Origin of the sequence: Johnsonella ignava ATCC 51276, assembly GCF_000235445.1 — a bacterium.
GTDB classification, from domain to species: domain Bacteria; phylum Bacillota; class Clostridia; order Lachnospirales; family Lachnospiraceae; genus Johnsonella; species Johnsonella ignava.
In genome coordinates this window covers 405792-427046 of sequence record NZ_JH378829.1, presented here as the reverse complement: position 1 = coordinate 427046, position 21255 = coordinate 405792, and the positions used below count along the sequence as shown (strand labels likewise).

The following is a 21255-nucleotide window of genomic DNA, read 5'->3' as shown; positions in this document are numbered from 1 at the left end:
ATTGGGATTTATGAAAAAAATAACTAAAGAAGTTAAAAATGATGTATTGTATATAGAAGCGGTGTCGGATATAATAAGCTCAGTGCATTTTAAAAAAATGGATAAATTTATAATGCATGGTACTACAACCTGCCTTGAACACTGCATTGATGTGTCATATATGACCTATAAGATATGCAGGAGGTATGGACTTGATTATAAAAGTGCTGCAAGGGCGGCACTTCTTCATGATTTTTTCCTCTATGACTGGCACAGGCATTTTGAGGAAACAGGCGACAGATTTCATGGTTTCACTCATCCGAGGAAAGCCATGGAGAATGCCGTAAAATATTTTAAAATAAGTAAAAAAGAACAGAATATGATATTGAGGCATATGTGGCCTCTCACCATAATTCCTCCAAGAACTATTGAAGGTATGGTGCTTTTATATGCTGACAAGGTATGTACGGTCAAGGAAGCTTCAGCAGGTATAAGAAACAGATTAAGCGATAAGTTTAATAAACTGTGCAGGGTATTATATGTTACCGAAAATTAGACCTGTAAGGAGAGATATCCGATGACTATACTTAGCCAGCTTATTTCAAATCCTATGTTTATGAGTTCGGCAGCCGGCTGGCTTGCCGCACAAATTTTAAAAACTGTTATTGACTTCCGCTGTAATAAAAGTTTTAAAGCAGAAAGACTTTGGGGAAGCGGAGGGATGCCAAGCTCACACAGTGCGGCTGTGTGTGCACTTGCAACCACCTGTGCATATAGATTTGGACTGTCATCATTTGAATTTGCTGTAAGTGCTATACTTGCAGCCATTGTCATGCACGATGCCGCAGGTGTCAGGCGTGAGACCGGCAAGCAGGCAAAGGTGCTTAACCTTATAAAAGAAAGCATGGTGGTAAAAGAGGACGGAGAGACTTTTGATTTTGATGAAAAACTTAAAGAATTTGTAGGGCATACTCCGCTCCAGGTAATAATGGGAGCGATTCTAGGCATATTTATTGCAGTGCTTATGAAATAGATTCCTATATACCGGTATATAGAATTTGATTTTGCCGGTATATAGGCATTCAGAGTACTTTTGGCAGTAAAAGTGAGCTGTTTTTACTTTTTAACTGCCGTATTTTTTGTTATTTGACTGAATTTGTTTAGCCGCAGAAGCGGGTATGACCTATGTTTTAGAAGGTTGGATATAAAAAATGATCAGGCTTATTGCCACTGACATAGATGGAACTTTAGTAGAAGACGGAACTGCATCAATAAATCCGGAGATTTATGACATAATTCTTAAATTAAGAGAGAAAGGCATACAGTTTGCTGCCGCAAGCGGCAGGCACTGGTACAGTATAGAAAATCTCTTTAAACCTGTGTGTGAAAAAATTTTTTATATATCAAATAATGGTGCATATATAGGTATGAAGGGTAGAAATCTTTTTTTATATACATTTGAAAAGAAATTAAGCGATGAACTTATATCTGTAATAAAGGAAAATCCCAGACTTATAATTATGGCATCTGGAAAGGATACTTATTATACGGATACAAATGACGAGGATTTTCTTACATGGTTAAGGCAAGGCTACAGACCTCTTATAAAGATAGTCGATGACCTTACACAGGTTAAAGAGGATTTTATTAAAATATCCGCTTACAGCGCTTATCCGATAACCGATGAGGCATCATATATTGTTGACAGGTTTTCAAACAGGCTTGAGGCAAGGTATTCAGGAAAGATGTGGCTTGACTGTGTACCTTTGGGTGTTGATAAGGGAAAGGGAATAAAAATTATACAGCAGGCTCTGGGTATAAGTGATAAAGAGACCATGGTATTTGGCGATCAGGATAATGATGTAGAGATGCTTAAGTCTTCATACTATTCTTATGCTGTTTTAAACGCTGTTGACAGTGCTAAAAAAGCTGCAAGGTTTACAGCGGATAAAAATACTTCCGATGGCGTGCTGAAGATACTTAAACTATTGACAATATAAATATTTTGCACCTTTTAGGCTAAGTTTTTTACTTGGTCTTTTTAGAGTAGTCAGTTCAAGGTAACAACCTGGATTTAAAACCGATCATATTATTATAGCATTACAGACGGCAGGAAAGAACTGCCGGGTTTTATCATCAAAATTGTTCAGAGTACAAATATTAAAATCAGGATACAAATATTAAAAAGGGAAGTACGGATATATGAGATCTGTAAGCAGAATTGGTAGATGCGGTTATTTGGTTTATATTATTACGATGTTTGTATGTATGACCTGTATGGTATCATGCGGTAAAAAGGGAGTGTCAGGTCAGGAGACGGTTGCAAAAACCGAAATTATGGTTCCATATACTGAAAAACAGATGCTTATGATAAGCACCTCTCAGAGAAATGCTGAAAATAAGGCATATACTGATGAGATCTGGGGAGCAAAGATGGACAAACAGGGACATACTTATGATGAGGTATTTGATGTACGCATGAAGGAGTTCTTTCTAAGGCTCTATGTCATGAGTATGACAGCCAAATCGAGGGGAATAACTCTTACAGATAAAGAAAATGAGACTGTTTCAAAGCTTTCACAAGAGTATATAGATGCAGCTTTAAAGTCCGGTACAAAGCTGAATGAGCTTACATCTGATGAAGTAAATATGATGTTTAGAGATTATGCACTTGCAATGAAACTGAGTAAGTCGGTTACAGGGACAAAAGAGCTTGAAGTAAGTGAAAATGAAGCGAGAATTATGGATCTTGAATGTATAGTACTTGATAATAAAGAACAGGCTGAGAGGGCTCTTTTTGAAGTTAATGCAGAGGGGGCCGACTTTAGCGAAATTGCAAGAAAAAAATCCATAGAAAAAGAAATAAAGGTAAAAGCCGGTCATGCCGATCTTCCAAAAGAGGTTGATGAAAAGGTATCACTTCTTTCAGATTCTGAAATAAGTGATATTATAGAAATTGGCGGAAAATACTATATATACAAATGTATTAAAGGTTATGATGAAGATGCAACTGCAGATCGGAAAGAGCTTATGGAAAAAAGCCGTAGAGATGAAGAACTGAACAAAATTTATGATGAATATTTGAAATATAATAATGTAAATCTTAATATGGACGAATGGAATAAATTTGTTAATAGTAAAAAGACCGTTTTTAAAGAGGCTGATTTTTTTTCGTTATACAAAAAGGGTTTTAATAATTCAAAATAATTTAAAAGAAATCAGCAAAATAAAAAAGGTAAAAATCAGTATAAAAAATGAGGTAAAAAATAATTCGAAAAATATAAAGCATAAAATATAAAAATATATTTTTAGGATAAAATTAATTTATGAAAGTATATAATATATTAGACATAAAGGGATTTACAGGTGCATTATTTAACGGGGTATTATTTGATGATTTTTTTACTGTACAGGCTGAAATTACAACCTACAACAGTTTTTTAATAGACGGCAGAATAAAAAAAGAATATTATGATACTGATGAAATTAAAGATACTGATATAGACGTATATTCAAGATGGAGGAAATTAAAACCGATATGTTTTAATTTAATTAAAGGTAAAAAACTGCCTGTATCCTTTGCACTTGTTTTTAAATTTCCTCAAAAGGATTTTATCATTCGGCAGTATGATAAAATGCCGCAACTGGAACAAAAAGCCGATTATTATATTAATATTAAATATAATAATAAAATACTTTCATGCACCAGTGTATGTTCTATAAACACATTTACTGCAGAATTTCTTAATAAAGGGAATTTATTGCAGGAGGCGTGGGATGATTTTATAAAGTTTTTTTTAAAAGATAATAATATTGCGGTTGAAAGTGAATTGTAATAATAATAAAATTATATTAAATCAATAGATTTAAATATGAATAATATATTATACTCTTTTATATAAAAAATAAAACCATATATAATGTATAACAAATAAATTATTTCAAACAATAGGATTTACATAATAAAATTTATAAAAAATATATTATTAAATTTCCTCCGGTTATTTGTATTTTAAAATAACAGGAGGAAATTATATTTGGGTTTATTATTTTAATTTTTCTTTATTATAAAAAGATAAAATTTATTTTTACTAACCGACAGGACATTATTTTTTATTTATTATTAGGAATCGGATTTATAATATTTTTTATTTGTAATATTTATTTTTATAAAAAACTGTTATAAAAAGCTGTTTTTTATTATTGATATATTTAAATAAATGATGATGTGAATAGGATATAAAATACAGCATAAAAAATTTTAATATAAAACACTCTAACGTAAAATGTTTAAATAAATATCCGGATAAATATTCAAGCAAATAAAAATATTCGTAATCCGCCCATTTTTGCAAAAAATGACTACTTACTCATATTTTTTGCCAAAAGATAATAAATTCTCCTGCAAGCAATCTTACATCGAATTTTTATACCTTTGACATTTATATCATATATATTATTGATTAATGAATACTATGCAAATTGAGAATTTTAGTTTATACTGTATCGCAGAATTTCACGTCTTTAAGGCGGCAAATCATAAAATTCACAATAGCAAAGATATGTAATTTAAGGAGAAATTTATGAAAAGAGTTTATGTTGAAAAAAAACCGGAATATGCACTGAAAGCAAAGCATCTTAAGGAAGAACTTAAAAGGCATCTGGGTATAGAAGGGATTGAGAATGTAAGGATACTTTCAAGATATGATATAGAAAACATATCGGAGAAGACTTATAAAGAGTCGTTGAATACTGTATTTTGTGAACCTCCGCTTGATGAATGTTATGAGATGGAATTTCCTTATAATGATAATGAAATTTATTTTTCGTCTGAATATCTTGCAGGGCAGTTTGATCAGAGAGCCGATTCTGCTATTCAGTGTCTTAAACTTATAAATGAAAATGAGGATCCTGATGTAAGGACTGCATTTACATATGTTATATCAGGCAGTATAAGCGAGGATGAAGTAAAAAAAATAAAGAGTTATATAATAAATCCGGTAGATTCTCATGAAACGGATGAAAAGTCTCCTAAAACACTTAAACAGAGCCTTGAATCTCCTGATGATGTAGAAACGGTTTATATGACATCTGCAGGTGATTTAAAAAAAATCTATGATTCTTTATCTCCCGCTATGACATTTGAGGATTTTAAATGTATACGTGATTATTTTAAATCTGAGAAAAGAGAACCTACAATCACTGAACTGAAGGTACTTGATACATATTGGTCAGATCATTGCAGGCATACTACGTTTTTAACAAATCTTGATAATATATCTATAGATGAAGGGTATTATAATAAGGTATTTTGTGATAGCTATACCAAATATCTTGAGGGAAGAAAAATTCTTAAAAGAGAGAACGGAGTATGTCTGATGGATCTTGCACTTGCAGCCATGAGGCAGCTAAAGCTTGACGGCAAATTAAATGACCTTGAAGAAAGTGATGAGATTAATGCCTGTTCAATAACTGTAAATGTAAAAATTGACGGAAAAGATGAAGAATGGCTTATTAACTTTAAAAATGAAACTCATAATCACCCTACAGAGATAGAGCCTTTTGGAGGTGCTGCTACATGTCTGGGCGGTGCTATAAGAGATCCGCTTGCAGGAAGAACGTATGTATATCAGGCTATGAGAGTGAGCGGTGTCTCGGACCCTGAGACACCTTTAGAAGATACTATACCGGGCAGGCTGCCTCAAAGAAAGATAGCGGTTGAGGCGGCACACGGATATTCATCATATGGAAATCAGATAGGACTTGCTACGGGTTATGTCAAGGAGATATATCATGAAGGCTATGCGGCAAAGCATATGGAGGTAGGTGCGGTGCTTGGAGCGGCAAGGCGAGCTGATGTTGTCAGGAAAAAACCCGTACCCGGGGATGTGGTTGTACTTCTGGGAGGCAAAACAGGCAGAGACGGAATAGGTGGTGCTGCCGGCTCCTCAAAGGCACATAAAAAAGATTCTATGGAAACCTGCGGTGCACAGGTACAAAAGGGTAATCCTCCTGAAGAAAGGAAAATACAAAGACTTTTTAGAAAAAGTGATGTAAGCAGGCTTATAAAAAAGTGTAATGATTTTGGTGCAGGAGGTGTATGTGTTGCGATAGGAGAATTGGCGCCGGGTCTTATGATAGATCTTGACAAAGTACCTAAAAAATATGCAGGTCTTGACGGTACCGAGCTTGCGATATCAGAATCGCAGGAAAGAATGGCGGTGGTTTTGGATAAAGCGGATCTTGATACATTTATCGCATTTGCAAAAGCTGAGAACCTTGAATGTGTAAAAGTTGCAGAGGTAAGTGCCGAACCGAGACTTGTGATGCTGTGGAGAGGGAAAAGGATTGTAGACATAAGCAGAGCATTTCTTGATACAAACGGAGCGGTGCAGAGTGCTTCTGCAAGGCTTGCCATGCCTGATACAGAAGAAAATCCTTTTAAAAAGAATGTTTATTTCAGCAGCCTAAATCCCGGCATGTATATAAAAAAGCTTAAAAACTGTGATGATACCTGTAAGACCTTTGAGAGTATAATACTGAATAATAATGAAGATGATTCTAAAAAGCTCAAAGCATTATGGTTTGATATGTTAAATGATTTGAATGTATGTTCACAAAAGGGGCTTGTTGAGATGTTTGACTCCTCGGTGGGGGCAGCTACGGTAAATATGCCGTTTGGAGGGCGTTTTCAGCTTAGTGAGATTCAGGCAATGAGCGCAAAGCTGCCGCTGCTTAGAGGTGATACTGATGCGGTAACTATTATGAGTTATGGATTTGATCCGTATCTTTCATCATGGAGCCCGTATCATGGAGGTGTTTATGCGGTTATAGATTCAATCGCAAAGATAGTATGTGCAGGTGGAGACCGCAGAAAAATACATTTTACATTTCAGGAATATTTTAAACGCATGGATGATAATCCGTACTCATGGGGACAGCCGTTTTTGGCACTTTTAGGTGCATATACAGCACAACTTGGCACCGGTCTTGCTTCGGTAGGAGGAAAAGATTCGATGTCAGGAAGCTTTAACGATATGAATGTGCCCCCTACACTTATTTCATTTGCGGTTGCAATGGGAGATATAAATACAAGTTTAAGTCCTGAATTTAAGAAGCAGGGAAATAAACTTGTACTTATAGATATTAAAAAGGACGGGTACGACTTGCCGGATTATGATGATCTGTGCTTAAAATACGATACTTTTTTTGAAGATGTAAAAAAAGAACTTATAGAGTCTGCATTTGCACTTTCAAGATTCGGTATTGCCGAGGCGGTTACAAAGATGGCGTTTGGAAATCTTCTTGGTGTTAAGCTTGAACATAATGTTGACAGCAGGCAGCTTTTCGCTCCTGCATGGGGAAACATACTGGCAGAAGTAAAGCCTGAAAATGTCGGCAGGCTGTCTTTTAATTATACAGTGATAGGAGAGGTTGATGAAAAACCACGCATAAGCTGGCATTCACTTGATATAAGGCTTGATGATGCACTAAATACATGGTACGGCAGGCTTGCAAAAGTATATAAATGTGAGGATATAGAACCTGTAACAAGGAAGATAGCTGAACTCTCAGGCAATGAAGCAAATACCGTGCCGTTAAAATCGGCAGATGATGTGAGATTATACGAAAATGATGCGACCTTATATAAAAATAAGGATATCTATATATGCAGGCATAAAAAGGCGCAACCCAAGGTGTTCATACCGGTGATGCCCGGAACAAACAGTGAGTATGATTCGGAAAGAGCATTTGTTAAAGCGGGTGCGGATGTAAATAGTGTTGTTTTTAGAAATTTAAGTACAAACGATATAAATGATTCAATAGAGGCATTTAAAAGAGAGATAGCTTCTGCACAGATTATTATGCTTCCGGGAGGTTTTTCCGCAGGAGATGAACCTGACGGTTCTGCAAAGTATTTTGCTTCGGTTTTAAGGAACGCCTATATAAAGGAGGAGATATATAAACTGCTTAATGAAAGAGACGGGCTTATACTGGGTATATGCAATGGCTTTCAGACACTTATAAAGACGGGACTTCTGCCTTACGGAAATATATCCGCACAAAATAAGGATTCTGCAACACTTGCTAAAAACGGCATAGGAAGGCATATTGCCAAAACTGCGTATACGAAAGTTATAAGCTGTAAATCTCCGTGGCTTGCAGGAGCAAAACCGGGCGAAATCTATGCTGTGCCGGCATCACATGGCGAAGGCAGATTCATTGCTTCTAAGGAGATTCTTGATGCACTTTTTGCAAACGGTCAGGTGGCTTGCGTATTTACCGACTGTTTTGGAAATGCAAGTGATGAAGGCTACTGGAATATAAATTCCTCATATATGGGTATAGAGGGGATTACAAGCCCTGACGGAAGGATTTTCGGAAAAATGGCTCATGCCGAGAGAACTTATGACGGTATTTGCAGAAATACCTATGGAAATAAGGATATGGGAATCTTTAAATCAGGAGTTGAATATTTCAGATAATGATTTAATGCGCTTTTAAACCCTATATATATCAGATATATTAAAATCGGCTGTATATTTATATTTTATATATTATATATTATGCAGCCTTGTGCAGCTGTATTAATATTTTATATGTTTTGTAAATATATTTAAATGCTGTATATATTGCAGTTATACTTTGACTGTGTATTTCTTTAGAAAGGATAAATTTAGTTATAATTTATGAGAAAAGTAGTGAAATTCGGAGGCAGCTCTCTTGCAAATGCAGGGCAGTTTAAAAAAGCGGGCGATATAGTGCGTGCCGATAAAAGCAGGAGATATGTAGTGCCTTCAGCACCGGGTAAAAGAGACGGAAAGGACGATAAGATAACCGATCTTTTATACCAAACCTATGATGCTGCTGTTTCAGGGGCTTCATATAAAAAAATATATGAGAAGATCAAATCAAGATATAGGGGCATAATAGACGGACTTAACCTTGATTTAAACCTTGAATCCGAATTTGATAATATAGAAGAAAACTTTCTGGCAAAATCAGGGAGAGAATATGCCGCTTCAAGAGGTGAATATTTAAACGGTCTTATAATGGCTGAGTATCTCGGATTTGAGTTTATAGATGCCGACAGGATTGTGTATTTTAATGATGACGGAAGTTTTGATGCGGAATTTACAAATAAAGAGATAGAGGAGGTGCTATCAACTGTTGAAAAGGCGGTAATACCGGGATTTTACGGTATAGACCATTCGGGAAGGATAAGAACATTTTCAAGAGGGGGCTCTGATATAACGGGTTCTATAATTGCGAGAGGGATAAATGCTGATATATATGAGAACTGGACAGATGTGTCAGGATTTTTAGTTGCGGATCCTAACATAGTTGATGAACCGGCAGTTATTGAAACCATTACTTATAGAGAGTTGAGAGAGCTTTCATATATGGGAGCAAGTGTATTGCATGAAGATGCCATATTTCCGGTCAGAAAAGAGGGCATACCTATAAATATTAAAAATACAAACCGCCCGGATGACAGGGGTACTATGATTGTTGAAAGCACATGTAAAAGATCTCCGTATACTATAACCGGAATAGCGGGTAAAAAGGGATTTTGTTCAATAAACATCGATAAGGCTATGATGAATAATGAAGTCGGTTTCTGCAGGAAAGCTCTTCAGGCATTTGAAGACAGTTCAATCTCAATAGAGCATATGCCGTCGGGTATTGATACTATGTCGGTGATAGTGCATCAGGAAGAATTCCAGGATAAGGAGCAGCAGGTAGTAGCTTCAATACATAGGCTTGCAAAGCCGGATTCGGTAGAGATGGAGTCCGGCATAGCACTTATAGCGGTTGTAGGAAGGGGCATGAGGACTACAAGAGGAACTGCAGGCAGGGTATTTTCAGCACTTGCACATGCAAGGATAAATATAAAGATGATAGATCAGGGTTCATCAGAACTTAATATAATAGTGGGTGTAAGTGATACCGATTTTGAAGCGGCAGTAAGGGCGATTTACGATATATTTGTATCAACACAATTAAATTAAATATTATGATATAAGTGTCAAAAGTATAAAAGTTCGATGCAAGTTTGCTTGCAGGAGGATTTATTATATTTTAACACGCAAATCATATTACATTTAATGAATATTAAATATAATATAAGCTGGCAGGATTATGAAAACAATTATAGTAATAGGTGCAGGGGCGGCAGGTATGATAGCCGCTTTGGCTGCAAAGTCGGCAGCGCGAGCCGGTGCTGTAAGGGTACTTTTATTTGACGGAAATGAAAAGGTAGGCAAAAAGCTTTTTATAACCGGGAAGGGCAGATGTAATGTTACAAATGCTTCAGATATGAAAACTGTAATGGAAAATGTAGTTTCAAACCCGAAGTTTTTATACAGCGCATTTAAATGCTTTGGAAGTGCCGATATTATGAAAATACTTGAGGACGGCGGATGCCGCCTTAAAATTGAAAGAGGCAACAGAGTATTTCCGGTCTCCGACCATTCATCAGATGTTATAAATACACTTTATAAACTGCTTAAAAATGCAGGAGTAAATATAAAATTAAACTGCATTATAAAAAAACTGCTTATAAATGACAGAAAATGCAGCGGAGTGGTTCTGGCTAACGGCTCAAGTATCAGTGCCGATGCCGTTATAGTCGCCACAGGCGGTATCAGTTACAGGCTTACCGGTTCAAGCGGGGACGGTTATAAATTTGCCTCAGCGGCAGGGCATAAGGTGAGTGAGCTTTATCCTTCACTGGTTCCGCTTGTACTTTCAGAGCATGACTGCACCAGACTTCAGGGACTTTCGCTTAAGAATGTAAATGCCGCAGTTTATAAAGGTTCAAAAAGAATATATGAGGGTTTCGGTGAACTTTTATTTACACATTTCGGTGTAAGCGGTCCTCTTATACTTTCTGCAAGCTCCTATATTGCCGGACTGGTTAAAAACGGTAATCTGAGGCTGGTTATAGATTTAAAGCCTGCTCTTGATAAGAATGTGCTTGATGCAAGAATTTTAAGAGACTTTGAAAAATATAAAAATAAAAGCTTAAAAAATGCACTTGGCGATCTTCTTTTGCAAAGCCTTATACCGGTTATTATAGACAGGATGAATATAAGCCCTGAAACCAGGGTTAATGAGATAAAAAAAGAACATAGGCATAGACTTGTAAATATACTTAAAGATTTTGAATTTACGATAACGGGTATGAGGGGATTTGATGAAGCGGTTGTAACTAAAGGAGGAGTAAGTGTTAAGGAGGTAGAACCTTCAAGCATGGAGTCAAAACTTATAAAGAGTCTGTATTTCGCCGGTGAAGTGCTTGATCTTGATGCACTTACAGGGGGATACAATCTGCAAATAGCATGGTCAACCGGCTGGATGGCAGGAAGCTGTGCGGCAGGAAGTCTTTTATAAAAATTATACTGAGGGGAAATTATGCGTAGTATAGCAATAGACGGACCTGCAGGTGCGGGTAAATCAAGTATTGCAAAAGAGATAAGTAAAAAAACCGGTTTTGTATATGTTGATACCGGTGCCATGTTTCGTGCATTGGGTCTGTATTTTATAAAAAAGGGTATTAAACTTGAGGATGAAACTGCTGTTGCCCGACTTTTGGATGATATTGACATAAAAGTTGTATATAAAGATGAAGAACAGAGGATAATGCTTTCAGGTGAGGATGTTACCGGGCATTTAAGAAGTGAGGAGGCAGCCGGTGCGGCAAGCAGTTTGAGTGTATATAGTGCGGTAAGAGAAAAATTGTTATGTGTGCAGCGTGATATAGCAAAACAATATAATGTTGTAATGGACGGAAGAGATATAGGAACTAAGGTGCTTCCCGATGCCGATGTAAAAATATATCTTACTGCCGGAATTAAAGAAAGGGCAAAAAGGAGATTTTTTGAGCTTGTACAAAAGGGGGAAAAACCTGATATTAAAAAAATAGAGAGAGATATGCAGGACAGGGATTACAGAGATATGCACAGAAAAAATTCACCGCTTGCAAAGGCGGAGGATGCATATGAGATAGATACAACCGATATGACTATTAAAGAAGTTGTTGAGAAAATTCTTGATATTGCGGCTCTCACCGGATAATTGTACTAAATAAAAAACTAAAAAAATCGAAATTTTTAGTTTATATTATAAATTTATGTTTCAGGTCAATATTTGGTATAAATAATTCAAAAAACTATATATAAGTACAGTGTTATTCTTAAGACGATATTGGTTTTAAACTACATATATGACTTGATTTTATGCTTTCTTTTGCTCAAATGATACAAAAGTATTTTTAGACGGCTTTAAGCAGGAAATTCGCTAAAAATTAATGCTTATGCTATAATACCGGTAGGGTATTAGTAGAGGGTTTTAATATTTTTGTAACGGAAACACCTAATAGTGTTTCTATTAACTTAAATCCATAGCCCGTTAAACCAATAGCCCGGATTTAAAAAGAGAGGTTAAAACCTTATGAAGAAATTAAAAACTGCCAGGACCGCAGGCTTTTGTTTCGGAGTGGAAAAGGCGGTAAATAAAGTTTATGATGAAGTTGGTAAAGAGAATGGGAAGGTATATACCTACGGTCCTATAATACATAATGAAGAAGTGGTAAAGGACCTTACTGAAAAAGGTGTAGGTGTTATAGAAGAAGGCGATGACTTTACAAAACTTGAAAAAGGAACTTTAATAATACGCTCACACGGCATAGGCAAAACAGTACAGGAAAAGCTTGAAAGTGCAGGTATGACACTGATTGATGCAACATGCCCGTATGTAAAAAAGATACATAATATAGTTTCAAGGGAATGTGAAAAGGGGAATAAGGTAGTTATAATAGGCAGTCCTTCACATCCCGAGGTTGAAGGGATAAAGGGCTGGGGAAATGAGGAAACGGTTGCAGTAAACAGCTTTGAAGAGTTTGAAGGACTTAAAATCGACAAAAACAGGAAGATAAGCATAGTAGCTCAGACGACATATAATTTTAATAATTTCTCAAAAATTATTGATAAAATAAAGAATTTAGGTTATGATATAATCTGTTTCAATACAATTTGCAATGCAACGCAGGAAAGGCAGTCCGAAGCACAAAAAATTGCTTCCGAGGTAGATGCTATGATAGTGATTGGAGGCAAAAACAGTTCAAATACGGCTAAACTTGTAGACATTTGTAAGAAAACATGTAAGAATACTATGTTTATTCAAACACTAAAGGATTTAGATTCAGAGAAATTGCTTTCTGTGCGAAGTGTAGGCATTACGGCAGGGGCATCGACCCCAAAACATATCATTGAGGAGGTTCAAAATAATGTCAGATCTCAGTTTTGAACAAATGTTAGAACAGACATTTAAAGACATTCATGTAGGGAGTATTGTTGTCGGTAAAATTATTGATATCAAGGAGGATCTTGCAGTATTAAATGTCGGCTATAAGTCTGACGGCATATTAACTCGAAATGAGTATGGCAATGATGCCTCATTAGATTTGCGTACAGTTTTACATGTCGGCGACGAGCTTGAAGTAAAAGTGCTTAAAATCAATGACGGCGAAGGTCAGCTTATGCTGTCATACAAGAGAATTGCCCAGGATAAGGCAAGGAAAAAGCTCGAAGATGCTTTTGTAAATCACAAGCTGCTTAAAGAAAAAGTAAGCAGGATTGTAAATGGCGGAGTATGTGTCGATATAGAAGGGAACAGGGTATTTATACCTGCGAGCCTTATGTCGGATCCCTATGAAAGAGATCTTGCAAAATATCAGGATCAGGAGATAGAATTTGTACTCACTGAATTTAATCCGAAAAGAAGAAGGATTATAGGTGATAGAAAGCAGATTATTACTGAAAGAAAGGCACAGCTGCGCAAACAGTTTTTTGAAAATCATGCAGTCGGAGACACAGTTGAGGGAACTGTAAGCAGTGTACCGGTATTTGGAGCATTTGTTAATATAGACGGAGTTGAAGGTCTGCTCCATGTAACTGAGATGAGTTGGCTCAGGATTTCAAATCCTAAAAACGCATGCAAGGTCGGAGATAAAATAAAAGTATTTATAAAAGATATGAGCAATGACAGAATATCTTTAAGCAGAAAATTTCCTGAGGAAAATCCATGGAAGGATGCACAAAAAAAATATCCGATCGGAACGGTAGTAAAAGGGAAAATTATAAGGCTTGCAGATTTCGGAGCATTTATTGAAGTTGAGAAAGGCATAGACGGTCTTGTACATGTTTCACAGCTTGTAAAAAGGCGAATAGAGCATCCGTCAGAGGCGGTTGAAGTAGGTCAGACGGTTGAAGCTCTGGTTGTAGGCGTAGATGAAGCGGCAGAAAGGCTTTCTTTAAGTATAAGGGCATTTCAGGCACAAAAACGTAATAATGGAAGCAATAACGAAGAAGCCGATACAGATGGTAAAGATATTGCTGAAAGTGCCGCAGATGATAAAGAAAACTCGGTTAATGACAAGGCTGAAAGTACTGCAAATGAAGCGGCTCAAGGCGATGACAGTGCGGACGGTGCCTTAAATGAGGCTACCGGCGGTAATGAGGGCGATGCCGCAAATGATTAAGTCGCCGGTGAAGGCGATACCGGCAGTGATAGGTAATATAATTAAGCAATAAAGAAGTTAAAATCCTTGTAGGGCATTTATTTATAGTGCTTACAGGGATTTTTTATTTTGCAAAAATCTATAAAAAAACATTGACTATACCTAAAAGGTATGTTACTATAAAGTATGAAATGGAGGAATACTATGGATAAAATAATTTTAGGAATTTTGATGTTGCACAGAATGACGGCGTATGAAATTAAAAATGTCATCAAAAATAGTTTTAAATCAATGTGCAGTGATAGTCTCGGAAGTATACAAGTGGCACTTAAAAGGCTGTTTGAAATGGAGATGGTTATTTTTGAAGAAGTGGTAGAAAACGGAGTAAATAAGAAAAGGTACGCAATTACTGAAGTAGGACAGGCAGAATTGCTTGAATGGTTGAAGATTCCAATAGATAATTCAAAGACAAAAAATGTAGATCTTGCTAAGCTTCTCTTTATGGGTTATGTATCAAAAAAAGAACAGGAAATTTTGATTGATAAAGTCATTCTTTCATTGGAAGAAGAGTATAAGTCATTTTTACAATTAAGAGAATCAATAGATATAAGTGCTGAACAATTGCAGATTGAAGAATATCTGAATCTGGATAAGCAGTATCAGGAAAGAATGAAATCTCTTTACAATGAAAACAACCTGTCCAGCAAAATAAAAGAAATAAGCAAATTTACATTGGCAGCTTTGGATTACGGCATTGATAATATGGAATTTAATATAGAGTGGTTCAAAAAGCTTAAGAAAAAGTTGTAGTACTTACAATCAAACAAATATTATTAAGTTGAAAAAGGTGATTAGATTGAAAAATACTTTTCATTACTATTTGTGTCGCAGTTTGGCGGCGGAATGGAGATTAATATGAATGATGTAAAAAAAATCAGGCGTAATATACTTATGATGAGTCTAATCTACAGAATAAAATAGAAAATAACAGTATCTGAATGTATTAAACAACGAAACAAATAAAATGAAAGGGCTATGTTGTTATTGCTTCTATAACATCATACAGGATAATATGATAAAAAAAATTATGTTTGCACCATTAATTATAATAGCCGTTATTTTCACTGTTGTGGCGGGATTTAGAATCTATTGGCACATACAAAGCTCAACAGATTTACTTAATAGTCTTGACTATAACTTTAAGAAAACAAGAGGTGAGAAAGAATCTATTTTATTAATTGAAAATTCTGATTCAACTAAAAGCCATATTGTTACCAACAAAATGGATGAAAATCAATCAATTATGTTAGCCTCCGTTACTAAACTATATACACATTCGGTCATATATTCCATGGCAGATGAAGGGCTGATTGATCTTCAAAAACCTATTTTATTTTATCTTGAAAAATCCCAATGGCAAGAAATTAATACTATTGCCGGCACCGATTATAGCGATAAAATCACGGTTCAAATGTTAATTGACCAAAATTCAGGAATAGCTGATTATGAGACTGATTTTAAAAATGATGAATCAATCATAGATAAAGTTAAAAAAGAAGATTTTTCGCTTTCAGAAGCTGAGGCAATTGAACTCACAAAGAAATTGGAAGGGCGTTTTAAACCCGGTGAAAATAAGGCTCATTATTCTAATCTTAACTCTATTTTACTGGGAATAATTGCTGAAAAGGTATCCGGAGAATCACTATTGAATTTGTATGAAAAATATATTTTTCAACCACTAGGGTTAACAAATACCATGGTGGTTTCACAAGACAACTGCATAGCACCGTATTTAAAAGATAAAAAAGCAAGTAGAGCATTATATGCTTCTTCAGCTGTAGCTGCAGGTGGATTAGTTTCCAATGTAAGAGAGCTGATGATTTTTTTAAAGGCGTTTTATCAGGGTTCTTTATTTAAAAAATCACATATTAGTGATGTTGATTTTAATAGTATACAATTTTTTCCTTTAAAATATGGATCAGGTATGATGTCAGTAGAAATACCTTTTGTTTTATCACCGTTAATTGATTCGCCACAAATTTTAGGTCATTCAGGTTTATCAGGCAGTTTTGCATTTTATTGCCCTTCTAAAGATTTATATGTTGTAGGGAGCTTAAACGAATATGAAGCTAAACCTTATTCACTGATATATAAATACATAAATGCAATTAAATGAGTAAAGGTATTATGCTAACTAAGATGATTTAAAATATTGTTTTTGATTTTAGGTAAACAAATCTTGAGTTAATAGTATATTTATTATAATATTATTGTTGAGTAGATCTTTTATTTTTACTACATAACAGCGGAAAGGAGTAAATCCGTTCTTCTACAACAGAGTACGATCGGATTATACATGGATATGAAAATAATTGAAAACAAGAGAATATTTGCATTTGATTGTAAAAATGAATGTGTAGCAGAGGTTGAAGATGGTGAAATTCTGATTTTTCGTACACATGATTGCTTTGACAACCAGCTGAGTAAAGAGGGTTCAACTATCGGAAGTTTGAACTGGGATTGTATAAATCCGGCTACCGGTCCTGTTTATGTCAAAAATGCATTGCCGGGTGATGTACTTAAAGTTGAAATTTTGGAAATTGCACTTGGAAAACAGGGAGTAATGTGTGCCTTGCCGGATAACGGTGTGCTCGGTTCATTAGTTAAGAAGGAATCAGTTAAACGATTAAAAGTTGAAAATGGAAAAGTTCATTTCAATGAAAACATAGTATTTGACACAAATACTATGATAGGTGTGATTGGTGTGGCTCCTGAAAATGGTTCTATAAATTGTGGTACACCCGGCAATCATGGCGGAAATATGGATAATAAAAGAATAACTGAAGGGGCGACTTTATATTTTCCGGTATTTCATAACGGTGCAATTTTTTCTTTAGGCGATGTTCATGCTGCCATGGGAGACGGGGAAGTTATGGTAAGCGGTGTTGAGATTTCGGCTGATGTTAAAGTTAGGCTGTCTGTAATAAAAGGCTTAAGTATTGAAACACCTATGCTGGAAAATGATGATATCTGCGGGGTGATTTATTCTCATGAAGAAATTGAAAAGGCAGTATTTCATGCAGTAAGGATAATGAATGATACTGTACAAAAAAAGCTTGGATTATCCCTTAATGATGCCGGTATGTTGCTTAGCGCAGTAGGTGATTTGAAATTTTGTCAGGTAGTTGATCCTGAGCGTACGGTTATGATGTGCATACCAAAATCAATTCTTGCTCAGTTGTTTTAGCCGGTATATTTACTAAAAGTAGACTTAAAAAGATAATCAAAGTAAGAGAAAATAGACACAAACAAATTAGTGGATTATATGGAAAAAATTAAAATATAGCATATATAAAAACAGATTCTAAAATTATAAAGAATCTGTTTTTTATATGCTAAAGTGTGTATATTAAAGCCGGATTGAGCCGTATTTACACAGATGTTTTTATATAAGATAAAGTAAATTCATAACAAAGTAGGAAAAAAATTAGCTATTATTTTGATTAAACTATTGCATTTTTATATAGAATGATGTATATTAATCAAAAAAATAAAATTGTGGCAGGTATATTTAAGCTTTTTAAATAATGCAGTCAAGTCAAAAGAGCCGCAGAGGTGATAACACATGAAAATTCAATGGTATCCCGGTCATATGACAAAGGCAATGCGTGCTATACAGGAAGATATTAAAATTGTAGATATAATAATAGAAATGCGAGATGCAAGGATCCCCCTTGCTTCCTCAAATCCTGACATAGCCGTACTTGGTCAGGGAAAGGCGAGGGTCATTGTTCTGAACAAGTCTGATTTATCAAATGAACAGATAAATAAGGCATGGGCACAATATTTTAGAAAACAGGGGTGCAGCTGCATTTTTGCCGACTCACGGCAAAAGGGAGTGGTAAGAAAGCTTACTGAGCTTCTTGAAGAGGCTTCAAAGGCAAAAAGGGAAAGGGATTTAAAGAGAGGTATCAGCAACCGTCCTGTACGTGCTATAGTGTTAGGAATTCCAAATGTAGGAAAATCTACTCTTATTAATTCAATAGCAGGTAAGGGCAGTGCGAAAACCGGCAATAAACCGGGAGTTACAAAAGGGAATCAGTGGATAAGACTGAATAAACAGGTAGAGCTTTTAGATACTCCGGGCATGCTTATGCCCAAGATTGAAAATGAAGAAACGGCGGTAAAACTTGCTTTTATAGGAACTGTAAATGATCTTGTATTTGACAGTAATGAACTGGCTCTTGAACTTCTTGAATATCTTATTTTAAACCATATAGATGCACTTTATGAAAGATACGGTATAGGCGGTTTGCCGGAGGATGTGGACAGTAAAGATTATAAAACCGGTGCACATAAATATCTGGCAGATATAGCAAGAGTGAGGGGATGTCTAAAAAAAGGTGGGGAGTACGATTATGAAAAAGCTTCAAATCTGATTATAAGTGATTTCAGATCCGGAAGACTTGGGAGGATAAGTCTTGAGGAAGTGTCTCAAGACAGCGGCATTTAACTACATATAAAAAATTTATAAAAGCCTGATGCAGTGCTTTTTAAATAAAATTAAAAAGGAAGATAGTGTAATGAAAAGAAGAATCACAGAAAAACTGCTTGAATCCGAGCATGAAAGACTGAAACAAATGCATGAGTTTGAGGAAAAGTATGATGAGTATTCATGCATCTGCGGAATAGATGAGGCAGGCAGAGGTCCGCTTGCAGGTCCTGTTGTAGCTGCCTGTGTGATATTGCCTAAGGATACTGAGATACTTTTTTTGAATGATTCAAAAAAGGTTACAAAAAAAAGAAGACTTGAACTTTTTGAAGAGATCTGCTATAAGGCGGTTGATATAGGCGTGGGTATAATAGACGAAAACAGGATAGATGATATAAATATCTTAAACGCAACATATGAGGCAATGCAAAAGGCGATAGTAAAGATGGATACAGAGCCTGATATATTGCTTGTGGATGCGGTAAGAATACCCGATATAGGTATAAAGCAGATAAGTATAATACAGGGTGATGCAAGAAGTGTGAGCATAGCTGCTGCAAGTATTATAGCCAAAGTTACAAGGGACAAGCTTATGATAGAATATGACGAGCAGTATCCTGAATACGGTTTTGCAAAACATAAGGGGTATGGAACTACTGAACATATAGCAGCCATACGCAGACATGGGGCATGTCCTATACACAGAAAGAGTTTTGTAGATAAGTTTTTTGATTGACCTTGCTCTGGGCATGATGGAGGTATAAAATAAATAAACGCAGTATAGGTACGGCTTTTGAAGAAATCTCGGCAAAATACCTTATATCAAAGGGATATAGGATACTTGAGAAAAACTTTAGAAGCCGTACTTCGGAAATAGATATAATTGCATATAAGGACGGTACTATAATTTTCTGTGAAATAAAATACCGTTCAGGCAGTGATTATGGTGATGCACTTGAGGCTGTTGACATAAGGAAACAAAAAAAGATATGTCATGCAGCCCGCTTTTTTTATATGTGCAGGGGATATAGTGAAAATATGCCCTGTCGTTTTGATGTAATTGCGATATATGGAGATAAGGGTATAAAACATATAGAAAATGCCTTTGATTTTATATAGTGAAACATAAATTAAGTGTTTTGGGTGCAAAGTACCGGGACTTGACCGGTCATAAAATATATTTAAGGGAGATAGTGATGCTTAACTGGAAAATAAAACCGGAATATAGAAATATATATGAAAGAACAGGAGATAACGGCACAGTATATCTTAGTTTTCCCGCTCTTGAAGATATAGGTTTTATAAGACATGCATTTTCAACAAGACTGGGAGGCGTAAGCAAAAATAATCAGTCTTCTATGAACCTCAGCTTTTCAAAGGAACCGCTAAGCAGAGAAAATGTTATGGAAAATTTTTCAAGGATAACTTCAGTTCTTGGTGCAAAGCCGGATGATCTGGTATTTACACAGCAGACACACACTGTAAATGTAAAAAGAGCTATGCCTGATGATAGAGGAAAGGGTATAATCAAGCCGCTTGATTACAGCGATGTGGACGGGCTTATAACAGATGCTTCGGGTATATTGCTTACGGCATTTTTTGCAGACTGTATACCTCTTTATTTTGCAGATCCCGTACACAGGGCGGTAGGGATTGCACATTCCGGATGGAAAGGCACACTTGGTAAAATGGGTGAGGTAATGACAGTCAGGATGGCTGATGAATTTATGACTGAGCCTAAAGACCTGATTGTATGTATAGGTCCGGGCATATGCATGGACTGTTATGAAATAAGTGATGAGGTGGCAGTAAAATTTATAGACAGATTTAAGGATATAAGGGGATTTAAAGGTCTCAATCAGGATTTTGCAGGAGAGGGTGAGTATATATCACAGAAAAACGCCGGGAATATGAAAAAATATATATCTGATAATGCAGATATACTCAGGGAAGGCAGGAAAGGGCATTATTATCTTGACCTTTGGAAGGCAAATAAGCTTATACTTATGAATGCCGGCATACCTCCTGAGAATATATATATATCGGGAGTTTGTACGAAGTGTAACAGCCGATTTTTATTTTCACACAGGGTCATGGGAGAAGACAGGGGAAATATGGCTGCGTTTATAGGGATAAGATAGCTGAAATAAAAAAAGGGGAGTATCGCATCATAACTGAATCAGTTGTTTTGCGACACTCCCTTAATAAGTTTCGATAAAATAATTTATTTTTATAATTTGTATTTATGCGGTTTTAGTTT

General features: G+C 35.7%; 18 protein-coding genes. All 18 read left to right on the top strand.

What is annotated here, in order from left to right:
* Nucleotides 1-10 precede the first annotated feature (10 nt).
* The 18 genes from HMPREF9333_RS02005 (at nucleotide 11) to pgeF (ending at nucleotide 21136) form a co-directional block, all read left to right on the top strand.
* Nucleotides 11-535, top strand: coding sequence for an HD domain-containing protein (locus tag HMPREF9333_RS02005; protein ID WP_050798092.1), 525 nt, complete (start codon nucleotides 11-13; stop codon nucleotides 533-535).
* A gap of 21 nt (nucleotides 536-556) precedes the next feature.
* A complete protein-coding gene (locus tag HMPREF9333_RS02000) occupies nucleotides 557-1012 on the top strand; it encodes a divergent PAP2 family protein (protein WP_005539410.1) in 456 nt (151 codons plus the stop codon).
* Between the two features lie 178 nt (nucleotides 1013-1190).
* Nucleotides 1191-1979 carry a Cof-type HAD-IIB family hydrolase gene (locus HMPREF9333_RS01995; RefSeq protein ID WP_005539409.1) on the top strand — a complete coding sequence of 263 codons (789 nt, stop codon included), beginning with the start codon at nucleotides 1191-1193 and terminating at the stop codon, nucleotides 1977-1979.
* A 202-nt stretch (nucleotides 1980-2181) separates the two neighbouring features.
* A complete protein-coding gene (locus HMPREF9333_RS01990) occupies nucleotides 2182-3186 on the top strand; it encodes a peptidyl-prolyl cis-trans isomerase (RefSeq protein WP_005539408.1) in 1005 nt (334 codons plus the stop codon).
* A gap of 119 nt (nucleotides 3187-3305) precedes the next feature.
* The gene (locus HMPREF9333_RS01985; RefSeq protein ID WP_005539407.1) at nucleotides 3306-3815 is read left to right on the top strand and encodes a DUF5721 family protein; all 510 of its coding nucleotides are present in this window, start codon (nucleotides 3306-3308) and stop codon (nucleotides 3813-3815) included.
* A gap of 747 nt (nucleotides 3816-4562) precedes the next feature.
* Nucleotides 4563-8465, top strand: a complete 3903-nt coding sequence (locus HMPREF9333_RS01980; RefSeq protein ID WP_005539406.1) for a phosphoribosylformylglycinamidine synthase subunit PurQ — start codon at nucleotides 4563-4565, stop codon at nucleotides 8463-8465.
* Between the two features lie 204 nt (nucleotides 8466-8669).
* Complete coding sequence (locus HMPREF9333_RS01975; RefSeq protein WP_040882025.1) at nucleotides 8670-9992, top strand: aspartate kinase; 1323 nt, start codon at nucleotides 8670-8672, stop codon at nucleotides 9990-9992.
* A 130-nt stretch (nucleotides 9993-10122) separates the two neighbouring features.
* Nucleotides 10123-11376: a BaiN/RdsA family NAD(P)/FAD-dependent oxidoreductase gene (locus tag HMPREF9333_RS01970; RefSeq protein ID WP_005539404.1), complete on the top strand. Its 1254-nt coding sequence runs from the start codon at nucleotides 10123-10125 to the stop codon at nucleotides 11374-11376.
* A 21-nt stretch (nucleotides 11377-11397) separates the two neighbouring features.
* Nucleotides 11398-12060: a (d)CMP kinase gene (cmk, locus tag HMPREF9333_RS01965; RefSeq protein ID WP_005539403.1), complete on the top strand. Its 663-nt coding sequence runs from the start codon at nucleotides 11398-11400 to the stop codon at nucleotides 12058-12060.
* 375 nt (nucleotides 12061-12435) lie between these two features.
* Nucleotides 12436-13290 (top strand): 4-hydroxy-3-methylbut-2-enyl diphosphate reductase, encoded by an 855-nt coding sequence (ispH, locus tag HMPREF9333_RS01960; protein ID WP_005539402.1) that lies wholly within the window; start codon nucleotides 12436-12438, stop codon nucleotides 13288-13290.
* On the top strand, nucleotides 13271-14524 hold the full coding sequence (locus HMPREF9333_RS01955) for a 30S ribosomal protein S1 (protein ID WP_005539401.1): 1254 nt from the start codon (nucleotides 13271-13273) through the stop codon (nucleotides 14522-14524). The genes ispH and HMPREF9333_RS01955 overlap by 20 nt, the downstream gene beginning before the upstream one ends.
* A 183-nt stretch (nucleotides 14525-14707) precedes the next feature.
* Complete coding sequence (locus tag HMPREF9333_RS01950) at nucleotides 14708-15313, top strand: PadR family transcriptional regulator (RefSeq protein WP_005539400.1); 606 nt, start codon at nucleotides 14708-14710, stop codon at nucleotides 15311-15313.
* Between the two features lie 262 nt (nucleotides 15314-15575).
* Nucleotides 15576-16679 (top strand): serine hydrolase domain-containing protein, encoded by a 1104-nt coding sequence (locus HMPREF9333_RS01945; protein ID WP_005539399.1) that lies wholly within the window; start codon nucleotides 15576-15578, stop codon nucleotides 16677-16679.
* Nucleotides 16680-16865: 186 nt separating this feature from the next.
* Nucleotides 16866-17750, top strand: a complete 885-nt coding sequence (locus HMPREF9333_RS01940) for an acetamidase/formamidase family protein (RefSeq protein WP_040882107.1) — start codon at nucleotides 16866-16868, stop codon at nucleotides 17748-17750.
* 378 nt (nucleotides 17751-18128) lie between these two features.
* Nucleotides 18129-19016 carry a ribosome biogenesis GTPase YlqF gene (gene ylqF, locus HMPREF9333_RS01935; protein WP_005539397.1) on the top strand — a complete coding sequence of 296 codons (888 nt, stop codon included), beginning with the start codon at nucleotides 18129-18131 and terminating at the stop codon, nucleotides 19014-19016.
* 70 nt (nucleotides 19017-19086) lie between these two features.
* A complete protein-coding gene (locus tag HMPREF9333_RS01930; RefSeq protein WP_040882024.1) occupies nucleotides 19087-19731 on the top strand; it encodes a ribonuclease HII in 645 nt (214 codons plus the stop codon).
* Nucleotides 19732-19760: 29 nt separating this feature from the next.
* Complete coding sequence (locus HMPREF9333_RS13625) at nucleotides 19761-20114, top strand: YraN family protein (RefSeq protein WP_083816555.1); 354 nt, start codon at nucleotides 19761-19763, stop codon at nucleotides 20112-20114.
* Between the two features lie 77 nt (nucleotides 20115-20191).
* Entirely contained in the window at nucleotides 20192-21136 is a 945-nt protein-coding gene (gene pgeF / locus HMPREF9333_RS01925; RefSeq protein ID WP_005539395.1) for a peptidoglycan editing factor PgeF, read from the top strand.
* Nucleotides 21137-21255 lie beyond the last annotated feature (119 nt).

Coding starts and splice junctions, on each gene's coding strand:
- HMPREF9333_RS01945 (WP_005539399.1), top strand. CDS start 15,576: ATGATAAAAAAAATTATGTTTGCACCATTAATTATAATAGCCGTTATT.
- ylqF (WP_005539397.1), top strand. CDS start 18,129: ATGAAAATTCAATGGTATCCCGGTCATATGACAAAGGCAATGCGTGCT.
- HMPREF9333_RS01940 (WP_040882107.1), top strand. CDS start 16,866: ATGAAAATAATTGAAAACAAGAGAATATTTGCATTTGATTGTAAAAAT.
- cmk (WP_005539403.1), top strand. CDS start 11,398: ATGCGTAGTATAGCAATAGACGGACCTGCAGGTGCGGGTAAATCAAGT.
- HMPREF9333_RS01990 (WP_005539408.1), top strand. CDS start 2,182: ATGAGATCTGTAAGCAGAATTGGTAGATGCGGTTATTTGGTTTATATT.
- HMPREF9333_RS01975 (WP_040882025.1), top strand. CDS start 8,670: ATGAGAAAAGTAGTGAAATTCGGAGGCAGCTCTCTTGCAAATGCAGGG.
- HMPREF9333_RS01930 (WP_040882024.1), top strand. CDS start 19,087: ATGAAAAGAAGAATCACAGAAAAACTGCTTGAATCCGAGCATGAAAGA.
- ispH (WP_005539402.1), top strand. CDS start 12,436: ATGAAGAAATTAAAAACTGCCAGGACCGCAGGCTTTTGTTTCGGAGTG.
- HMPREF9333_RS01985 (WP_005539407.1), top strand. CDS start 3,306: ATGAAAGTATATAATATATTAGACATAAAGGGATTTACAGGTGCATTA.
- HMPREF9333_RS01995 (WP_005539409.1), top strand. CDS start 1,191: ATGATCAGGCTTATTGCCACTGACATAGATGGAACTTTAGTAGAAGAC.
- HMPREF9333_RS01970 (WP_005539404.1), top strand. CDS start 10,123: ATGAAAACAATTATAGTAATAGGTGCAGGGGCGGCAGGTATGATAGCC.
- pgeF (WP_005539395.1), top strand. CDS start 20,192: ATGCTTAACTGGAAAATAAAACCGGAATATAGAAATATATATGAAAGA.
- HMPREF9333_RS01955 (WP_005539401.1), top strand. CDS start 13,271: ATGTCAGATCTCAGTTTTGAACAAATGTTAGAACAGACATTTAAAGAC.
- HMPREF9333_RS01980 (WP_005539406.1), top strand. CDS start 4,563: ATGAAAAGAGTTTATGTTGAAAAAAAACCGGAATATGCACTGAAAGCA.
- HMPREF9333_RS02005 (WP_050798092.1), top strand. CDS start 11: ATGAAAAAAATAACTAAAGAAGTTAAAAATGATGTATTGTATATAGAA.
- HMPREF9333_RS02000 (WP_005539410.1), top strand. CDS start 557: ATGACTATACTTAGCCAGCTTATTTCAAATCCTATGTTTATGAGTTCG.
- HMPREF9333_RS01950 (WP_005539400.1), top strand. CDS start 14,708: ATGGATAAAATAATTTTAGGAATTTTGATGTTGCACAGAATGACGGCG.